Source organism: Kribbella sindirgiensis, from assembly GCF_004331435.1.
Classification (GTDB): Bacteria; Actinomycetota; Actinomycetes; order Propionibacteriales; family Kribbellaceae; genus Kribbella; species Kribbella sindirgiensis.
In genome coordinates this window covers 539,704-557,646 of the sequence record NZ_SJKA01000006.1, presented here as the reverse complement: position 1 = coordinate 557,646, position 17,943 = coordinate 539,704, and the positions used below count along the sequence as shown (strand labels likewise).

General features: G+C 69.0%; 18 protein-coding genes. 7 read left to right on the top strand and 11 right to left on the bottom strand.

The features are described from left to right. Positions 1–191: 191 nt before the first annotated feature. On the bottom strand, positions 192–1,865 hold the full coding sequence (leuA, locus tag E0H50_RS20435) for a 2-isopropylmalate synthase (RefSeq protein ID WP_202868245.1): 1,674 nt from the start codon (positions 1,863–1,865) through the stop codon (positions 192–194). A 324-nt stretch (positions 1,866–2,189) separates the two neighbouring features. Between leuA and E0H50_RS20430 the strand changes: the two genes are divergently transcribed. Together E0H50_RS20430 and E0H50_RS20425 are read left to right on the top strand one after the other, a co-directional pair. Then, on the top strand, positions 2,190–2,852 hold the full coding sequence (locus tag E0H50_RS20430) for a response regulator transcription factor (protein ID WP_131290861.1): 663 nt from the start codon (positions 2,190–2,192) through the stop codon (positions 2,850–2,852). Continuing rightward, positions 2,849–4,147, top strand: coding sequence for a sensor histidine kinase (locus tag E0H50_RS20425; protein ID WP_131290859.1), 1,299 nt, complete (start codon positions 2,849–2,851; stop codon positions 4,145–4,147). Before E0H50_RS20430 ends, E0H50_RS20425 begins: the two co-directional genes overlap by 4 nt. Before the next feature lie 291 nt (positions 4,148–4,438). On the opposite strand, the gene E0H50_RS20420 is transcribed toward E0H50_RS20425, so the two are convergent. Next, positions 4,439–5,689 carry a DUF1501 domain-containing protein gene (locus E0H50_RS20420; protein ID WP_131290857.1) on the bottom strand — a complete coding sequence of 417 codons (1,251 nt, stop codon included), beginning with the start codon at positions 5,687–5,689 and terminating at the stop codon, positions 4,439–4,441. Between the two features lie 7 nt (positions 5,690–5,696). Further along, positions 5,697–7,043, bottom strand: a complete 1,347-nt coding sequence (locus tag E0H50_RS20415) for a DUF1800 domain-containing protein (RefSeq protein WP_131290855.1) — start codon at positions 7,041–7,043, stop codon at positions 5,697–5,699. Positions 7,044–7,155: 112 nt separating this feature from the next. On the opposite strand from E0H50_RS20415, the gene E0H50_RS20410 reads away from it, so the two are divergent. The 3 genes from E0H50_RS20410 to E0H50_RS20400 are packed head-to-tail and all read left to right on the top strand — an operon-like array spanning position 7,156 to position 9,056. After that, complete coding sequence (locus tag E0H50_RS20410) at positions 7,156–7,947, top strand: EamA family transporter (protein ID WP_131290853.1); 792 nt, start codon at positions 7,156–7,158, stop codon at positions 7,945–7,947. A gap of 15 nt (positions 7,948–7,962) precedes the next feature. Continuing rightward, entirely contained in the window at positions 7,963–8,622 is a 660-nt protein-coding gene (locus E0H50_RS20405) for an alpha/beta fold hydrolase (RefSeq protein ID WP_131290851.1), read from the top strand. Between the two features lie 17 nt (positions 8,623–8,639). Next, positions 8,640–9,056, top strand: coding sequence for a PPOX class F420-dependent oxidoreductase (locus E0H50_RS20400; RefSeq protein WP_131290849.1), 417 nt, complete (start codon positions 8,640–8,642; stop codon positions 9,054–9,056). On the opposite strand, the gene E0H50_RS20395 is transcribed toward E0H50_RS20400, so the two are convergent. Beyond that, positions 9,046–10,023 (bottom strand): AraC family transcriptional regulator, encoded by a 978-nt coding sequence (locus E0H50_RS20395; RefSeq protein ID WP_202868230.1) that lies wholly within the window; start codon positions 10,021–10,023, stop codon positions 9,046–9,048. The genes E0H50_RS20400 and E0H50_RS20395 overlap by 11 nt on opposite strands. 74 nt (positions 10,024–10,097) lie before the next feature. Between E0H50_RS20395 and E0H50_RS20390 the strand changes: the two genes are divergently transcribed. Then, positions 10,098–11,081 (top strand): SDR family NAD(P)-dependent oxidoreductase, encoded by a 984-nt coding sequence (locus E0H50_RS20390; protein ID WP_131290845.1) that lies wholly within the window; start codon positions 10,098–10,100, stop codon positions 11,079–11,081. 41 nt (positions 11,082–11,122) lie between these two features. Beyond that, a complete protein-coding gene (locus tag E0H50_RS20385; protein WP_238151096.1) occupies positions 11,123–12,112 on the top strand; it encodes a GNAT family N-acetyltransferase in 990 nt (329 codons plus the stop codon). A 50-nt stretch (positions 12,113–12,162) separates the two neighbouring features. On the opposite strand, the gene E0H50_RS20380 is transcribed toward E0H50_RS20385, so the two are convergent. From E0H50_RS20380 to E0H50_RS20350, 7 genes are all read right to left on the bottom strand, one after another. Beyond that, complete coding sequence (locus tag E0H50_RS20380) at positions 12,163–13,116, bottom strand: hypothetical protein (protein ID WP_131290843.1); 954 nt, start codon at positions 13,114–13,116, stop codon at positions 12,163–12,165. A gap of 117 nt (positions 13,117–13,233) precedes the next feature. Continuing rightward, positions 13,234–13,902 (bottom strand): GNAT family N-acetyltransferase, encoded by a 669-nt coding sequence (locus E0H50_RS20375; protein WP_131290840.1) that lies wholly within the window; start codon positions 13,900–13,902, stop codon positions 13,234–13,236. Next, positions 13,902–14,831 carry a GTPase Era gene (gene era / locus E0H50_RS20370; RefSeq protein WP_131290837.1) on the bottom strand — a complete coding sequence of 310 codons (930 nt, stop codon included), beginning with the start codon at positions 14,829–14,831 and terminating at the stop codon, positions 13,902–13,904. Before era ends, E0H50_RS20375 begins: the two co-directional genes overlap by 1 nt. Beyond that, a complete protein-coding gene (locus E0H50_RS20365; RefSeq protein WP_131290834.1) occupies positions 14,815–15,156 on the bottom strand; it encodes a cytidine deaminase in 342 nt (113 codons plus the stop codon). Before E0H50_RS20365 ends, era begins: the two co-directional genes overlap by 17 nt. Positions 15,157–15,165: 9 nt before the next feature. Further along, a complete protein-coding gene (locus E0H50_RS20360) occupies positions 15,166–16,470 on the bottom strand; it encodes a hemolysin family protein (protein WP_131290831.1) in 1,305 nt (434 codons plus the stop codon). A 7-nt stretch (positions 16,471–16,477) separates the two neighbouring features. Continuing rightward, complete coding sequence (ybeY, locus tag E0H50_RS20355; RefSeq protein ID WP_131290828.1) at positions 16,478–16,954, bottom strand: rRNA maturation RNase YbeY; 477 nt, start codon at positions 16,952–16,954, stop codon at positions 16,478–16,480. Continuing rightward, positions 16,951–17,877, bottom strand: a complete 927-nt coding sequence (locus E0H50_RS20350) for a PhoH family protein (protein ID WP_238151108.1) — start codon at positions 17,875–17,877, stop codon at positions 16,951–16,953. Before E0H50_RS20350 ends, ybeY begins: the two co-directional genes overlap by 4 nt. Positions 17,878–17,943: the final 66 nt, after the last annotated feature.

Here is a 17,943-nt window from a genome sequence, read left to right as displayed (position 1 = left end):
GACTTAGTAACACTGTCTTGCAAGGATCTGCGCATAGTGACGACAGTGTGCGCAACCTCAGTCACCGAGTCAACGACTTGAGGCAACGTTGAGACAACGTTGCGGTCCGTGAGGAAACGGTATCGGGGAGTACAGGAATTGCCCGCCTCCGACACGGAGACGGGCAACTCGGTGTGAAGATTCGAACGCTGTCAGCGCGTGGCGCGGTTGACAGCCGACACGACGGCCTTCAGCGAAGCAGTGAGAATGTTGGCGTCCCGGCCGACGCCCCAGAACACGTCGTCGCCGACCTCGCACTCGACGTACGCCGCGGCCAGCGCGTCACCGCCCGCGGAGAGCGCGTGCTCGTGGTAGTCCAGCACCCGGACGTCGTACTTCAGCGGCTTGATGGCGTCCACGAAGGCCGATACCGGACCGTTGCCCTCGCCAACCAACTCGTGCGGCACGCCGTTGGCATAGACCTGAACGCGGAGCTGGTCGCCCTGCCCCTCACCGGAGGTCGAGTTGACGCTCAGCAGCGACAGCGCGCCCGGCGCCAGGTACTCGGCCGCGAAGATGTCCCACATCTGCTGCGGGCCGACCTCGCCACCCTCGCTGTCGGTGTGCTGCTGGATCACCCGGCTGAACTCGATCTGCAGCCGGCGCGGCAGGTCGAGCCGGTGCTCGGACTTCATGATGTACGCGACGCCGCCCTTGCCGGACTGCGAGTTCACCCGGATCACGGCCTCGTAGCTGCGGCCCACGTCCTTCGGGTCGATCGGCAGGTACGGCGCCTCCCAGGCGATGTCGCCGACCGGCTTGCCCTCGGCAGCGGCCTGCTTGTCCAGCGCCTCCAGGCCCTTCTTGATCGCGTCCTGGTGCGAGCCCGAGAAGGCCGTGTAGACCAGGTCGCCGGCGTACGGCTGCCGCTCGGGGACGCGCATCTGCGTGCAGTACTCCACGGTCCGGCGGATCTCGTCGATGTCGGAGAAATCGATCTGCGGGTCGATGCCCTGGCTGAACAGGTTCATCCCCAGCGTCACCAGGTCGACGTTGCCGGTCCGCTCGCCGTGGCCGAACAGGCAGCCCTCGACGCGGTCCGCTCCGGCCATCAGCGCCAGCTCGGTGGCGGCCACCGCCGTACCGCGGTCGTTGTGCGGGTGCAGGCTGATCGTGCTGTGCTCGCGCCGGGTCAGGTTCCGGCCGAACCACTCGATCTGGTCCGCGTACACGTTCGGGGTGCACATCTCGACGGTGGCCGGCAGGTTCAGGATGATCTCGCGGCCCTCGGCGGGCTGCCAGACGTCGCTGACCGCCTCGCACACCTCGAGCGCGAACTCCAGCTCGGTGCCGGTGAAGATCTCCGGGCTGTACTGGTACCCGAACTCGCAGTCGCCGAGGATCTCGTCGGCGTACTTCATCACGGTCTCGGTGCCGCGGACCGCGATCGTGCGGCACTCGGCCTTGTCGACGTTGAACACCACCCGGCGGAACAGCGGCGCGGTCGCGTTGTACAGGTGGATGGTGGCCTTCGGCGAGCCCTGCAGCGACTGCACGGTGCGCTCGATCAGCTCCTCCCGCGCCTGGGTCAGCACGGAGATCGTCACGTCGTCCGGGATCACGTCGTCCTCGATCAGGCTGCGGACGAAGTCGAAGTCGTACTGGCTGGCGCTCGGGAAACCGACCTCGATCTCCTTGTAGCCCATCTTCACCAGCAGGTCGAACATCCGTCGCTTGCGGGCCGGGGACATCGGCTCGACCAGCGCCTGGTTGCCGTCGCGGAGGTCGGTGGACAGCCAGCGCGGGGTGCGGTCGACGGACTTGGCCGGCCAGGTGCGGTCCGGCAGGTCGATCGGCGGGAACGCGCGGTAGCGGTGCGTCGGCATACCGGACGGCTGCTGAACAGGCTTGGGCTGGTTCTTCGGTGCCACGGGGTTCTCCTCGAAAGTACGGGTGTCGTGAGTGACGACCGGCGTACGACGAAACTCCGCGGCGAGGGAACCGGCCTTGTCAGGCCTCGCCGCGGCAGCGAAGGAGGAGAAGCTGGTGCCGCATGATGCCAGCGAGTCTATGCACAACTCCCCCGGCCCGTCGAACCGGGGGTCTCGACCGGCGAGACACAGAGAGTGACCAGGGCCTCGCTGAGGATGTGCTGAGGATGTGGGGGTGAGGGGCGCGGGGCGGAGCGGCCGCGGTGCGAGGATGGGCGGATGACGGCGCGGGTGCTGGTGGTCGAGGACGCGGAACCGATCCGGACCGCCGTCGCGATCGCGCTGACCGAGGCCGGGCACGACGTACGGACCCTCCCGGACGGCGACGGGTTCGAACGCGAACTGGCGGCGTACCGGCCGGACCTCGTGCTGCTGGATGTGATGCTGCCCGGGCGCGACGGCTTCGAACTGCTGTCACTCGCCCGCGAGACGTCGAACGCCGGCGTGATCCTGCTGACCGCCCGCGACGCCGTCGAAGACCGCCTGCACGGCTTGCGCACCGGCGCGGACGACTACGTGGTCAAGCCGTTCGTCCTCGCCGAGCTGATCGCCCGCGTGGAGGCGGTACTGCGCCGGATGGGACGGCTGCGGACCGTGCTGGCGGTCGGCGACCTCGAGGTGGACGTCGAAGCGCGAGCGGTACGCCGGGGCGGGACGGCGATCGAACTGACGGCGACCGAGTTCAAGCTGCTCGCGTTCCTGGCCGGACGGGACGGGAAGGTGGTCGGCAAGACGCAACTGCTGACCGCTGTCTGGGGATACGACGACTACGCGGACAACCTGGTCGAGGTATACGTCAGCGGTCTCCGCCGCAAACTGGAGGCCCACGGCCCGCGCCTGCTGCACACGGTCCGCGGCTCCGGGTACGTGTTGCGGTCATGAACCTGTCGCTGCGCGTGCGGGTGACGTTGACCGCCATCGCCGTACTGCTCGTGGTGCTGCCGATCACCGGGCTGACGGTGAAGGCGGTGTTCGACGCGCAGGCGGAGCGCAGCCTCGACTCGCTGCTCACGGGGCGAGCGCAACTCGCGCAACAGCTCGCACGGCAGAACGTTGCACCAGGCAACCTGGTACGGCGGGTGGACGCGGACGGCGTCCGGGTGACGCTGATCCTGCGGAACGGCCGGCAGCTCGGTGCGCCGCCGATCGACCCGGGCGGAACTGTCCGGCAGGTGACAGCGACCCTGCAGGCCGGCCAGCAGACGAAAGGCGCGCAACTCCTGCTGTCCGCGGACACCGGGTTGCTCGCGGACGCCAGCGCCCGACTGCGTACCGTCCTGCTGCTGTCCGGGGCGGCCGCGATCCTGATCACCGCACTCGCGCTGACGATCGGCATGCGCTTCGCCCTGGCACCCCTGGACAAGATGACCGCCCTGGCCCGCTCGATCGCAGCCGGCCGCCGAGGCGAACGCCTGCAACCCGAACGCGCCGACACCGAACTAGGCCGCACCGCCACCGCCTTCGACGAAATGCTCGACGCCCTGGAGGGCGCCGAGGGCGCGGCCCGGCGGTCGGAGGATCGGATGCGGGAGTTCGTCGCGGATGCGGCTCATGAGCTGCGTACGCCGGTGGCGGGGTTGCAGACTGCCGCCGAAACTCTCATCCAATTGGGGCCGGGGGCGTCGGCCGCGCAGCGTGAGGAGCTGGAGTTGCTGCTCGTGCGGGAGTCGCGCCGCGCCGGCACGCTGGTCTCCGACCTGCTGGAGTTGAGCCGGATCGACGCGGGACTGCAGTTGCAGCTCGCGCCGGTGGACCTCCGGCAGCTGGCTGAAGCTCAGGCCGCTCGCCTGCGCCTGGTCGCCCCCGACGTCTCCGTCGAGATCCACGGCTCCGCGACCGTCACGGCCGACGGCGACCGGCTCACCCAAGTCCTCACCAACCTCGTCGACAACGCCCGCCAGGCCGGTGCCCACACGCTCCGCATCACAGTCACCCCTACCGGCGTACGCGTCGAGGACGACGGCCCCGGCGTACCCCCACCCGCCCGCGAACGCATCTTCGACCGCCTCGTCCACGGCCCCCACAGCAAAGGCGCCGGCCTAGGCCTCGCCATAGCCCGCGGCGTAGCCCGAGCCCACGGCGGCGACCTAACAGTCACCAACCGCCCCTCCCCCCACCCAGGCGCCGCCTTCCACCTCCACCTCCCGCCCCCAACCAATCCACCCCATCCCACCTGACCACCCACCCCACTCACGCGCGCAACGCGCCCACCCCAGGACACCCACCCCAGGACACCCACCCCAGGACACCCACCCCAGGACACCCACCCACGCGCCCGCCCGGGCCACGTCAGCGCATTTGCCTGGTGGACCAGGCAAATCGGGGGTTCCACACCCTGGTTCCGGCTCATGAACCCCCAATTTGATGGGTCAGCCAGGCAAATGCGGTACGAGGCGAAGCCGAGCGAGCGCCGGGGCGGGCGCGTGGCGCGGGCGGCGCGAGGCGCGGGTGAGTAGGCCGGTGGGCTGTTAGGTGCGGAGGAGGTTGGGGATTGTGGTGGTGTGGTTGGGGAGGATTTGGGTGGGGTCGGCGCCCAGGACGTGGTGGAGGGCTGTGGCGTACACGTCGCGGAAGTCGGTGGTGGATTTGAGGTCGCCGTTCGACAGGTCCGTGAGGCTGGGTTGTTCGCCGTAGAAGCCGCCCGTGACTTTCTCGCCCAGGACGAAGACCGGGCCGGCGGTGCCGTGGTCGGTGCCTTCGCTGCCGTTCGCCTGAACTCGCCGGCCGAACTCCGAGTACACGAGGACGACCGCGTTCTTCCCGCGGTCGGTCCGCTGCAGACGTTGGACGAACGGCGTCAGCGCACCGTCGAGCTCGGTCAGCAGCCGCTGCTGTGTCCCGCGCTCGTCCGCGTGGGTGTCGAACCCGCCGAGCGAAGCGGAGTACGCCCGCGTCGGCACACCGGCCTCGATCAGCCCGGCGATCAGTTCGAGCTGCGCGCCGAGCTGCGAGGCACCACCCGCGGACGCACCCTTGGTCCGTTCCTCGTCGTCCTCGTCCTCCTGCTCATGGCCGCTCCGCACCGCCTTGCCCAGCACCTGCGTGGCGTTCTGCAGGTCCAGCACCGACTTGGCCGCCCGAGCCTGCCAGTGGCCGTCACCCGGGCTCGGCTTGCCCAGTGCGGCGTACGCCGTACCCAATGCACCGCCGGGCAAGGACAGTCCGCGCAACGGAAGCGAAGCGGCGGCAGTGGTCGCGCCGGCCAGGAGTGGCGGCAGGGTTGGTTCGACGGAGACCGCCCGCAGTGGGTCGGCGCCGGTTGCGTCGAGCCAGCGGCCGAGCCACCCCGTCGGTACCGGCGACTTGGGTGACGCCGTCTGCCAGATCGCCATCGACCGGAAGTGGCTGCGGTCCGGGTCCGGGTAACCGACCCCGCGGACGATCGCGAGCCGCTTGTCGTCCCACAAGCCCTTGAGGCCCTTCATTCCCGGGTTCAGTCCGAGCCCGTCGCCGAGATCGAGCACCTCGTTGGTCTGGTACGCCAGGTCCGGCCGAGCCTTCTGGTACGCCGGGTCCGCCGCCGGGACGACTGTGTTGAGCCCGTCGTTCCCGCCGTACAAGGTGATGACGACGAGCACCGACTGGTCGCTCGGCAACGGATCGTCGACGGCCGCGGCCATCAGGTCGGACCAGTTCACCTGGGTCGCCCCGGCGGCCAGAGCACCCGCCGCGGACACGCCGCTGAGCGCCAGGAACCGTCGTCTCGTCAGATTGTCCACAATGCTCCTATCCGCTCACGACGTACTCGGGTGCGCACGCTGCCACCGCGGTCAGCTGCGCCGGGTCCTTGACACCGGCCAGCGCCGACCGGGTCCGCTCCGACCAACTGTCGACACCGAGCAAGGCGCCGACCGCCTGCACTCGATCGGTTGCATTGTCGACAATCGACAGGTCGGCCTTCTTGGCCAACTGCTGCGCGAGTTGCAGCCGCGTCACGCCGGCTGACGTGGTCAGCCAGCTCGCGCCGGCAGGCCAGCCGCCGACGCTCGGCGGGCGGTACGGCAACTGGCCCATCCCCCGCAGGCCGGCGAGCAGCTTGGTCTGATCCTTCTCTGCCAGCTTTCCCGGCCGGACACCCAGCGCCCGCAGCAGTCCGACCGCCCACTCGACCGGCTGCTTCACCAGGCTTGCCGCCGGGTCCCGGAACGCCGCCTCGCCAACCATTGCTGTCAGCAACGACCTCACATCCCGGTTGCTGCCGTACGCCGCGGTCAGCCGGGCGACCGTGGCCGCGTCGGGCGGCGTCGCCGACACCAGCCGGAACCACAACCGCCCGATCACAAATCCGGCCGACGCGGGCTGCGCCAACGCGAGCTGCGCGAAATCCTTGGCGCCGAAGTCGCCGGTCCTGCCGAGCACCGTCTTACTGCCGGTGTCGAATCGCCTCCGCTGGAAGGTCGCGGCGTCCTCGCGCAGCACCCATCCGGTCAGGCAGCGCGCGCCCTGCGCGACGTCGGTTTCCTGGTAGTGGCCGATGCCGAGCGTGAACAGCTCCATGAACTCGCGGGCCAGGTTCTCGTTCGGTGAGCCCTTGCGGTTCTTCTGTCCGTCGAGCCAGCGGATCATCGCGGTGTCCACGATCATCGCCTGCGCCAGGTCGCCGAACCGGCCGAGCGCGAGTCGGCGCTGGGTCTGGTTCTGGGCCAGCATCCAGGCCGCGTTGCGGACCTTCTGGTTGCTGGTCGCGAAGTGTCCGTGCCAGAACCACGTCAGCCGCTCCCCCGCGGTCCGGCTCACGACCATCCGGTCGAGCCACCAGATCGTCAACTTGCGTTCCTGCGCAGCCCGCTCCCGATTCGCAGCCTTCTTCGCCGCCGGATCCCGCTTCTCACCCTCCGGACTCCGCTCCCCGCCCGGCGTGGGCTTGTTCGCGCCTTTGTCCTGTTTCTTCGCCTTCGCCGGTGGTTCGAGCCCTGTCGGTGCGGGGATTGCCGCCGCGGCCGCATCCGTGGTCGGGCCGAGCAGGCGTCGTACGGTCGCGTCGACGCCGGCCTCCAGGTCGCTCGGCGCGGGGCCGAAGGCCAGCCGGTCGTTCAGCCGTCGTACGACGGCCCTTTCGCTGATCCCGGTCATGCTCCGATCGTGTCCAGCGCACCGCCACCGGGCCAGCATCCGGCGGCCTTCTTCAGCGGATCCACAGGTTCGAGTAGACAGCGTCTATCGACATCCTGTAGACACTGTCTACGTGATCGCCCTCGGCCTGCTGACAGCGTCCGCCTGCTGCCACGCGACCTGGAACCTGCTCCTCAAACGCGGCGGCCTGGGCGGCCCCGCATTCATCTGGCTGTGCGGCCTGCTGACCCTGCCCATTTCGGTCGTGCTGCTCGTCCGCGGCTCGCACACGACGGTGTGGTGGGCCGGCCTGGTGAGCATGGCGCTGCACACGACGTACGCCGTGACGCTGCAGAAGGCGTACGCCGTCGGTGACTTCTCCACGGTGTATCCGGTCAGCCGCGGTACGGCGCCCCTGCTCGTGTCCGCCGCGACGCTTCCGTGGTCGGGCTCGGGTCCGCGCGTCCTCGCGGGCGCGGGGCTCACGCTCGCCGGAGTTCTGCTGATGGATCGTCCGCACTCCCGTACGCCGGTGCGCGGGATCGGGCTCGGGTTGATGGTGGCGGCCTGTACGACGGCATACACGGTCTGGGATGGGTACGCGGTCGACAATCTGAAGGTCGACGTTCTCTCGTACCTCGCGGTCGCGAACGTGGCGCAGATCGTCGTGTTGTCGACAATCGTCCGCGATGTCCGCAGCACGGTTCGGCAGTGGCGGGCCGCCGTACCGATCGCGGTGTTGATGCCGGCCAGCTACGGCCTCGTCCTCCTCGCGCTGTCGTTCACCTCGGTCGGCACCGTGGCCGTCGGCCGGACCTTGAACGTCGTCCTCGGAGCATTGCTCGGCGCGGTCGTGCTCCGTGAGCGGCCGCGCGTCGCAGGGCTGGTCGTTGTGGTAGCCGGCGTACTCCTGGTGAGTCTTTGAGAGGAGCTTCGAAAGATGCGGGATCTGGTGTGTTTGCATGCAGGTACGAGCGGACCGTCGACGTGGGACCGGTTCGTACCCGAGTTCGAGGCGATGGGCTATCGGGTGCACCGCCCGACGCTGCTCGGCCACGGGAGTGCACCACGGCGCCGCCCGTACCGGCTCGACGACTTCCGCGATCAGGTACTACGTGAACTCGACGGGCTGGACCGCGTGACCTTCGTCGGCAACTCACTCGGCGCCTTCGTGGCGAGCGCCGTCGCAGTCGCCGAGCCCGATCGAGTGGAGCGGTTGGTCCTCGAGGAACTGCCGATTCCGCCACGCGACGCCCAGGACAGCCCGCCAACCGTACGCCCGATGCCGCCGCTAGCACTGCTAGCGGCAGGCTGGCTGACCCGGCGCCGCTGCGACCCCAGGCTCCTCCGCGACGTGATTGCCGACCTCCGCCGACCGCAGCCCGAGTGGTGGGCAGGATTGTCGACGATCCGATCGCCCACAATGCTCCTGGCCGGCGGTCCGCGGAGCCACCTCGACCAGTCCCGCTTCGACCTGCTCGCCAATCTGATGCCCTCGGCAACAGTCGCCACGATCGAGGCCGGCCACCGCATCCACTCCCACACACCCGAACGCTGGCTGGCCACGGTGCGGACGTTCCTTGCGTTCAAGGGCGCTTGAATTCCTAAGCTGGCGGCATGACGGAATCTCTCCTCGAGCGGATCGGGACTCACGGGCTCGGCGTGCTGGTCACGATCAAGCGGGACGGCCGGCCGCAGCTGTCCAACGTGACGTACGTGTTCGACGGGACGCGCATCCGCGTCTCGCTCACCGACGGCCGGGCGAAGACCAGGAACCTGCGCCGCGACCCCCGTGCCAGCCTGTACGTCGACGGGCCCCGCGGCCGCTCGTACGTCGTACTCGAGGGCAAGGCCGACCTGAGCCCGGTCGCCGCCGCACCGGACGACGCGGTGGTCGAGGATCTCGTCGACTACTACCGGACCGCGTCCGGCGAGCATCCGGACTGGGACGAGTACCGCGCGGTGATGGTGCGGGACAAGCGGCTGATGTTCTCGATGACCGTCGACCACGCGTACGGCATGCCTAAGCCGTGACCGCGTCGTCCGGATCGTTGGTGCCGCGCGTCGCCCGAACGGCCTGCCGGTACCGCCGTGGGGCAACGCCGTTGACGCGCTTGAACGCGTTGCTGAACGCGCTGTCAGAGGTGTAGCCGAGCGAGCGCGCGAGGGCGGCCATCGGCTGGTCGTCGTCGCGGAGGGCCCGCTCGGCCAGGCGCATCCGCCAGTTGAGCAGGTACGTGAGCGGCGGGACGCCGGCGACGGAGCGGAAGCGTTCGGCGAACGTCGTACGGGACATCGCCGCGGCCTGGGCCAGCTCCTCGAGCTGCCAGGCGCGACCAGGCTGGTCGTGCATCAACTCGAGCGCCGGCGCGATCCGCTCGTCGGCGATCGCGCGGAGCCAGCCGACCGGGAGGGACTCGGCCTCGGCCAGGCAGGCGCGCAAGGCCTCGAGGAAGAGCAGATGGGCGAGGTCGTCGGTGGCCAGACTCGCGCCGGGCGCCGTGGTCGATGCCTCGCGCAACAACCTGTCGAGCAACCAGCGGAACGCCGCGGCGCGTTCGTCGGTGGCGCGGAGGTGGATGACCGGCGGGAGCGCGCGCATCAGCAGCTCCTCGCCGGTGCGGTTCAGGGACACATGACCGCCGATGCCGACGACCTTCGGGCCGACGCCGTTCTCGACGCCGCTGCCGAACCGGGCGATCGGACCGTCCGCGGCGCCGAACGCCTCGACCGCGTCCCCGACCGGGACGGTGTCCGAGTTGCCCTTCACGAACTCGTGGCGTCCGTCGAAGAGGACGACGTCGCCCGGTCCCAGCTCGATCCGGCCGGTCCGCAACTCCGCGCCGAAATCGATCCAGCAGGTGCCCTCGACCGCAGCGGTGAACTTGAGGCGCCGCGTGGCCGGGTACCGCAGAGCCCACTCACCGATGGCCTCGAAGCCGAGGGAGACGTGGCAGTGCGCCTCGGTGAGCGCGAGGGTGTCGGCGAGCGGATCGGCCATCTCCGTACTATCGCGCAAGTATTCGGTACCCTCAAGCATTCTGCGTCCGCAGCAAAGCTCGTAGCGTCGAAGACATGCAAACACCAATGGGTTCCGGATTCACCGCGATGTCGACCACGGACGACGTCCTCGACGGCGTCGACCTGAACGGCAAGACCGCGATCGTCACCGGCGGATACTCGGGTCTGGGTAAGCAGACCGTCCGCGCCTTCCGGGCGGCCGGGGCCGAGATCGTCGTCCCCGCGCGGGACGTCGCCCGCGCCGCCGGGGAGCTGTCCGATATCGGCGGAGTGGTCGTCGACGAGCTCGATCTGCTCGATCCGACGAGCATCGACGCGTTCGCGGAACGGTTCCTGGCGAGCGGGCGACCGTTGCACATCCTGGTGAACAGCGCCGGGGTCATGGCGAACCCGCTGACCCGGGACGCCCGCGGCTACGAGTCGCAGTTCGCGACGAACCATCTCGGGCACTTCCAGCTGACCACGCGGTTGCTGCCCGCGCTACGGAGGGCCGGTGGGGCTCGGGTGGTGTCGGTGTCGTCACGCGGGCATCGGTACAGCGACGTCCACTTCGACGATCCGAACTTCGAGCACCGCGAGTACGCGCCGTACGAAGCGTACGGTCAGTCGAAGACCGCGAACGTCCTGTTCGCCGTCGAACTGGACGAGCGCGAACGGGCCAACAGGATCCGCGCGTTCGCCGTGCATCCGGGCAGCATCATCACGCACCTGACCCGGTACTCGAACCGCGAGACGTTGCGCCAGGGCGGGTTCCTGGACGAGAACTACGAGCCGATCATCGACCCGGAGCGCGGACTGAAGACGGTCGAGCAGGGCGCGGCGACGCAGGTGTGGTGCGCGGCGAGTCCACAGCTCGAGGGGTACGGCGGGGTGTACTGCGAGGACGTCGACATCGCAGCGGTGCACGTGGCCGACGTACCGGACACCGATGTGCTGGCGGTGACTCCGGGGGCGTTCGGCGTACTGCCGTACGCGATCGACCGGGACAGCGCGCGGCGGTTGTGGAAGCTCAGCGAGGAACTTCTCGACCTCGGATAAACCAGGTGCGGTAACCCGCCGCCGCAGTGGACGCTGTGGAGGTGGAGATCATCAAGCTGTCACCCGACGACGAGGCCGGGTGCATCGAAGCGGTCGCCGTACAGAGCGCTGCCGTGAAGCAGGACTGCCCGGAGATGCTCGTGGGGACCCCACGGGGCTTCGCGGACATGCTGCGGTACGGCTGGGACATGGATCCCGAGCAGGCGTTCCTGGCGCGGGACGACGACGGTACCGCGGTCGGCCTGCTCGTCGTATCGCTGCCGACGTACGACAACACGAACCATGTGTGGTTCGACCTGGCCGTCCATCCCGACCATCGTGACGGGACGGTCGCGGCGGCGCTGATCGAGTACGTCGAGCAGTTCGGTCGTGACAACGGACGCACCATGATCGGGTACGGCGGCTTCGACGTGCCCGAGGCGATCGCCCTGGCCGACAAGCACGGCTACGAGCAGAAGGCCATCGAGGTGAACCGCCGACAGGACCTCACCGGTCTCGACTGGTCGGTCGTGCAGTCGCTGTACGACGAGGCGGTCGCGGCGTCCACGGCGTACGAGCTGGTCACCCTCACCGGGGCGCTGCCGGACGACATGCTCGACGGGATGATCGCGGTCACCGCGTCCATCAACGACGCACCCAAGGACGACCTGGACATCGAAGACGACGTCTACAGCAGCGAGCGGTTGCGCGCGTACGAAGAGGCGCAGGCGAAGAGCGACCACACGATCCACCGCGTCGTCGCCCGGGAGAAGGCCACCGGCGCTCTCGCCGGCCACACGGTGGTCGCGGTCGAGCGTGAGCGCCCGCACATCGGCCACCAGCACGACACCGCGGTCGCCCGCGAGCACCGCGGCCACCGGCTGGGCGCCTTGCTGAAGTCCGCGATGCTCCTGAAGCTCCGTGACGCCGAGCCTGCGCTGACCCAGATCGACACCTGGAACGCCGAGTCCAACGACCACATGATCGGCATCAACGAGCAGCTCAACTACAAGATCGTCGCCCGGATCCTGGCCTACCAGAAGACGGTCTGAAACAGCCCGGGGGCGCCGCGACCACGCGACGCCCCCGGGCTGCTGAAAGGTCACTCGCCCACGAGCTGGTTCCAGTGGCCGGTGATCGGGAAGATACCGGTGCCCGGGATGGTGCCGCCGGTGACCCGGCCGTACGACGTGACAGCCGTCGCCGAGCCGTTGAACTTGCTCATCGCGTACTGGTACGCCGAGTCGGTCTCGTTGTCGAAACCGGTCACCAGCGAGCCGCCCCGGTCGCCGCAGCCCCGGGCGGCCAGCGACTCGTACGCCGCGAAGCCCGAGCTCCGCACCAGCTTCAGGATCGGCTTCGTCGAAGCGGCGGTCGGGATCCGGACCGTCCACAGCGCACCGGCCTTGGTGGTCATCAGCAGCGTGTCGTAGTACGGGTTCTCCGCCACCACAGTCATCGCCTTGAAGCCCTTGAAGCCGGCGAAGTGGCCGAGCGCCCGGAAGGTGGCACCCGACGCCGCGTAGCGGTAGAGGCTGCCGTTGGTGCTCAGCCCGTACAGGTACGAGCGGTTCGGCGAGGTGATGGCGTAGTTCGACGTCACGAGCTGGGTGAAGCTGGTCCAGCCGGAGCCGATCCGCGCGTACGTCGGCCGCGCGTACTCGGTGTCGAAGTAGGTGACACCGCGGTACAGCGTGCCGCCCTGCACGAACAGGCTGTGGTAGTAGAAGTGCGCGTCGGTCTGCACGCCGTACCACGTCGTGTTGAGCCGGGTGCCGACGAACTTGAACGGCGCGTACCACTCACCGCGCGGCGGCTTGGCCGGCGTGATCAGGACGTCGTTGATCCCCGGCGTCGGGGTGTTGAAGCCGACATCCTGCAGGCATCCCCCGGAGGCGAGCTTGGTGTTCGGCGTGGTCTTCAGGTTGCTCTCGGCCGGGTGGGCGATCGCGGGCGCCGGGTCGGACCGGACAGCGGCGGTGGCCGGGACGGCGGCGGCCGTGGCGGCGAGCATGCCGACACCTGCCAAGGCGAGCGCGAAGCGCTTCAGTTTCATACTGGGAGTCCCCCTCAGGACATGAACGACCTCGAGAGACCTCGAGATCGTGCGCGAGCATAACTTGCGCGGGGGACGGAACGCGCCCCGATTGCACGTTGTTGCAACGGTTCCAGGCTAGACCGCCTGGGCGACTGTGACCTTCATCTCATCGGAGAGGGTGAAGCCCAGCGAGCGGTACAGCCGGATCGCGGCGCTGTTGGCGGCGCCGGTGTGCAGGAACGGGGTTCGCCCGGCCGAATCGATGCGGTGGGCAACGGCTCGGATCAGCCGGCTGGCGAGGCCCTGGCCCTGGTACGACGGGTGCGTGCAGACGGCGCTGATCTCGGTGTGACCGGAGAGCGCGAACCGCGTACCGGCCATCGCGATCAGCTCGCCGTCGCGACGTACGCCGAGGTACGTGCCGAGCTCGATCGTGCGGCTCCGGAACGGTCCGGGATCGGTCAGCGCGACCAGCGCGAGCATCTCGGGTACGTCGTCCGCGCCGAGGACGACCGCCTCCGGGTCGGCCGCCGGAAGCGAGTCCGGCGCGACGAACTGGACCAGATCGATCTCCAGCTCGAGCTTGAAGCTGTCCGGCACCGGCAGCGCCGGACGCATCAGCGCCGCGGTCGTACCGGAGCCGACCAGGACGGCCGCGTCGGCCCAGTCCTGCTCGGTCGGTACGTCGGGCAGGGCCAGGAACGGCGCCACGGCCGTCGGGTAGCGGCGGGCGTTGCCGCGGACCTCGGCGAACGACGCGTGCGGCCCGGTCAGGGCGGCGTACACGGGATTGCGCAGATTCATCAGAAGCCCAGTTTGCGCAGGTTCTTCGCGTCTGTCTGCCAGTTTTTGGCGATCTTCACGTGCAGGTCGAGGTACACCGGCGTACCGAGCAGGGCCTCGATCTGCCGCCGGGCCGCCGCGCCGACCTCGCGCAGCCGGGCGCCCTTGTGGCCGATGACGATGCCCTTCTGGCTCTCCCGCTCCAGGAAGATGTTCGCGTACACGTCCAGCAGCGGCTTGTCCTCCGGACGGTCCTCGCGCAGCCCCATCTCGTCGATCGTCACCGCGATCGAGTGCGGGAGCTCGTCCCGGACGCCCTCCAGCGCCGCCTCGCGGATCAGCTCCGCGACCAGGGTCTCCTCGGGCTCGTCGGTGATGTCGCCGTCCGGGTAGAGCGGGAAGCCGTTCGGGAGCAGCTTCACCAGCTCATCGGCGACCACATCGACCTGGTACCCGGACGTGGCCGACACCGGCACGATCGACGCCCACTCGATCCCGGCGGACTCGCCGAGCGCCTGGATGTCGGCCAGGTGCTCGACCATCCGGTCGGGTTCGACGAGGTCGGCCTTGGTGGCCAGCGCGACCTTCGGGGTCTTCGCGACCTTCGCCGCCTCGGCTGCCAGGAAACGGTCGCCCGGGCCGATCTTGTCACTGGCCGGCAGGCAGACCGCGATCACGTCGACCTCGGCCCAGGTGGTCTTCACGAGATCGTTCAGCCGCTCGCCGAGCAGGGTGCGGGGTTTGTGCAGACCGGGGGTGTCCACCAGGATCAGCTGCGCGTCCGGCCGGTGCACGATCCCGCGGACCGCGTGCCGCGTGGTCTGCGGCTTCGACGACGTGATGACGATCTTCTTCCCCACCAGCGCGTTGGTGAGGGTGGACTTGCCCGCGTTCGGCCGGCCGACGAAGCAGGCGAAACCCGCCTTGAAGTTCTCAGGTGCTGACGACATCGCGGACCTCTCCAGTGCCAAGGGCAAGTACTACGGGAATGTTGGCGCCGGCGAAATGCCGTACGACGTTCACCTCGACCGACCCCACATCAGGCTGGTCGGTGACCACCGCCGCCGCCTCCAGGCCCTTCACCCCGGACGAGAGCGCCATCGCGACCGCGAGCTGCAGCGCGGTCAGCTCGACCGTGTCGAGCGCGACCGTGCAGGCGGAGTACGTGCGGCCGTCGGAGTCCCGGACGGCGGCACCCTCGGCGGCCCGGGTCCGCGCCCGGGCAGCGCGGGCGAGCGTGACGAGTTTGGCGTCCTCAGCGGAGAGGTCAGACAAGTGGAACTCCTAAGCGTGCTGGTGGTTCTGGTCCTGGGGCGCGGGAGTCGGCTCCTCGCGCCGTACGAGAACCGTACCTACCTGGTTGCGGCGGCCGGACGGGCGCTCCGCGGTCAGCGACAATCCCTCGATCGTCACCTCGGCGCCGGGGATCGGGACCTTGCCGAGCAGCTTGGCCATCAGACCGCCGACGGTGTCGACGTCGTCGTCGTCCAGCGGTACGCCGAACAGCTCGCCCAGCTCGTCGATCGGCAACCGGCTCGACACCCGGTACGCGCCGTCGGACAGTTGCTGCACCGAGTCCGGGTCCTCGTCGTACTCGTCGGTGATCTCGCCGACGATCTCCTCCAGGATGTCCTCGATCGCGACCAGTCCCGCCGTACCGCCGTACTCGTCGACGACGATCGCCAGGTGCATCCGGGCGGCCTGCATCTCGCGCAGCAGCTCGTCGACGGGTTTGGAGTCCGGGACGTACATACACGGCCGCATCACCGACTCGACCCGCTCGGTCGACTCGGCCTGGGCGTTGTCGTACACCCGGCGCATCACGTCCTTGAGATAGACGACGCCGACGATGTCGTCGAGCGACTCGCCGATCACCGGGATCCGCGAGTACCCCGACCGCAGCGCCAGCGACGTCAGCTGGCGGAGCTTCTTGTGCCGCTCGATGTAGACCATGTCCGTGCGCGGCACCATCACCTCGCGGACGATGGTGTCGCCGAGCTCGAACACCGAGTGGATCATCTGCCGCTCGCCGGACTCGATCACCGCGGACTTCTCCGCGTAGTCGACCAGCGCCCGCAGCTCGGCCTCAGTGGCGAACGGGCCTTCGGCGAACCCCTTGCCCGGCGTCAGCGCGTTACCGATCAGGATCAGGAACTTCGGCAGCGGCCCGAGGATCCGGGTCACCGCCATCACCGGACCGGCCGAGATGATCGCGAACCGGTCCGAGTGCTGCCGGCCGAGCGTCCGCGGCGCGACCCCGATGATCACGTACGAGACCAGCACCATCACCACCGCGGTGATCAGGATGTGCTCCCAGGTCACCGACAGGACCTCGGACAGCGCCTGGGTGACCAGCACGATCGCGGTGATCTCGCAGATCAGCCGGAGCAGGAGCAGCGAGTTCAGGTACCGCGGGGCGTCGGACAGCAGGTCCCGCAGCCGGACCGCCCGCAGGTTGCCCAGCTCGACCTGTTCGTTGGCCCGCACCTTCGAGTACGACGACAGCGCCGCCTCGGCCCCGGCGAACAGCCCGGCCAGCAGAACGAGCACCGCAGCCACAACCAGGAGAACAAGGTCGTGGGAAGTCATCTCAGTATCACGCCTCTAGCCGGTTTCCAGGGGCTCGCCATGCTTCCAGCAGGCGGCCCTGGATGTCCCACATCTCCGCTTTCTCGGCGGGTTCCGCGTGGTCGTAGCCGAGCAGGTGCAGGATGCCGTGCACCGTCAGCAGCTCGAGCTCCGCCCACGTACCGTGCCCGGCCTTCGCGCCCTGCGCCGCGGCGACCGTCGGGCACAGGGCGATGTCGCCGAGGTGCCCGAGCGGCAGGTCCTCGTCGGCGTCGCCGTCGGACCCCGGCCGCAGTTCGTCCATCGGCCACGACATCACGTCGGTCGGACCCGGCAGGTCCAGGAACTCGACGTGATACCGCGCCATGGTGTCCTCGTCGACCAGCTTGATCGACAGTTCACACTCCGGGTGCAGCCGCAGCGACGACAGCACGAACCGGCTGAGCCGCATCAGTCCGTGTGCGTCGATCTCGACCCCGGACTCGTTGTTGACCTCGACGTTCATCGGTTGTTGTCAGCACTACCTTCATAGTTTTCGTACGCCGAGACGATCCGCCCGACCAGCTTGTGCCGGACCACGTCGTGCGCGGTGAGCCGGCAGAACGTGAGGTCCTGGACGCCCTCGAGGATCTCCTGCACGACCCGGAGCCCCGAGTGGGTGCCGTTCGGCAGGTCGACCTGGGTGACGTCGCCGGTGACGACCATCTTGGAGCCGAACCCGAGCCGGGTGAGGAACATCTTCATCTGCTCCGGCGAGGTGTTCTGCGCCTCGTCCAGGATGATGTAGGCGTCGTTCAGCGTCCGGCCGCGCATGTAGGCCAGCGGCGCGATCTCGATCGTGCCGGCGGTCATCAGCCGCGGGATGGACTCCGGGTCGAGCATGTCGTGCAGGGCGTCGTACAGCGGGCGCAGGTACGGGTCGATCTTCTCCGACAGGGTGCCGGGCAGGAACCCGAGCCGCTCGCCGGCCTCGACGGCCGGCCGGGTCAGGATGATCCGGTTGACCTCCTTGGCCTGCAGCGCCTGGACCGCCTTGGCGACCGCCAGGTAGGTCTTGCCGGTACCGGCCGGGCCGATACCGAACACGATGGTGTTCTTGTCGATGGCGTCGACGTACCGCTTCTGGTTCAGCGTCTTCGGCCGGATCGTGCGGCCGCGGCTGGACAGGATGTTCTGCGTCAGCACGTCGGCCGGGCTCTCGACCGTGGCGGCCTTGATCATCGCGATACTGCGCTCGACGGAGTCCGCGGTCAGCCCGTGACCGGTCCGGACCACCGCGATCAGCTCGTCGATCAGCCGCTCGGCCAGGGCCAGCTCGGCCGGCTCGCCGTTCAGCGTGATCTCGTTGCCGCGGACCAGGATGTCGGCGGCGAACTCCTTCTCGACGATGCGGAGGAACTCGTCCCGGGCTCCGAGCAGGGCCACCATGTCGATGCTGTTCGGCACGACGATCTTGTGTGACGCCTGCGTGCTGGCGGCGGCGCCTGGAACTGT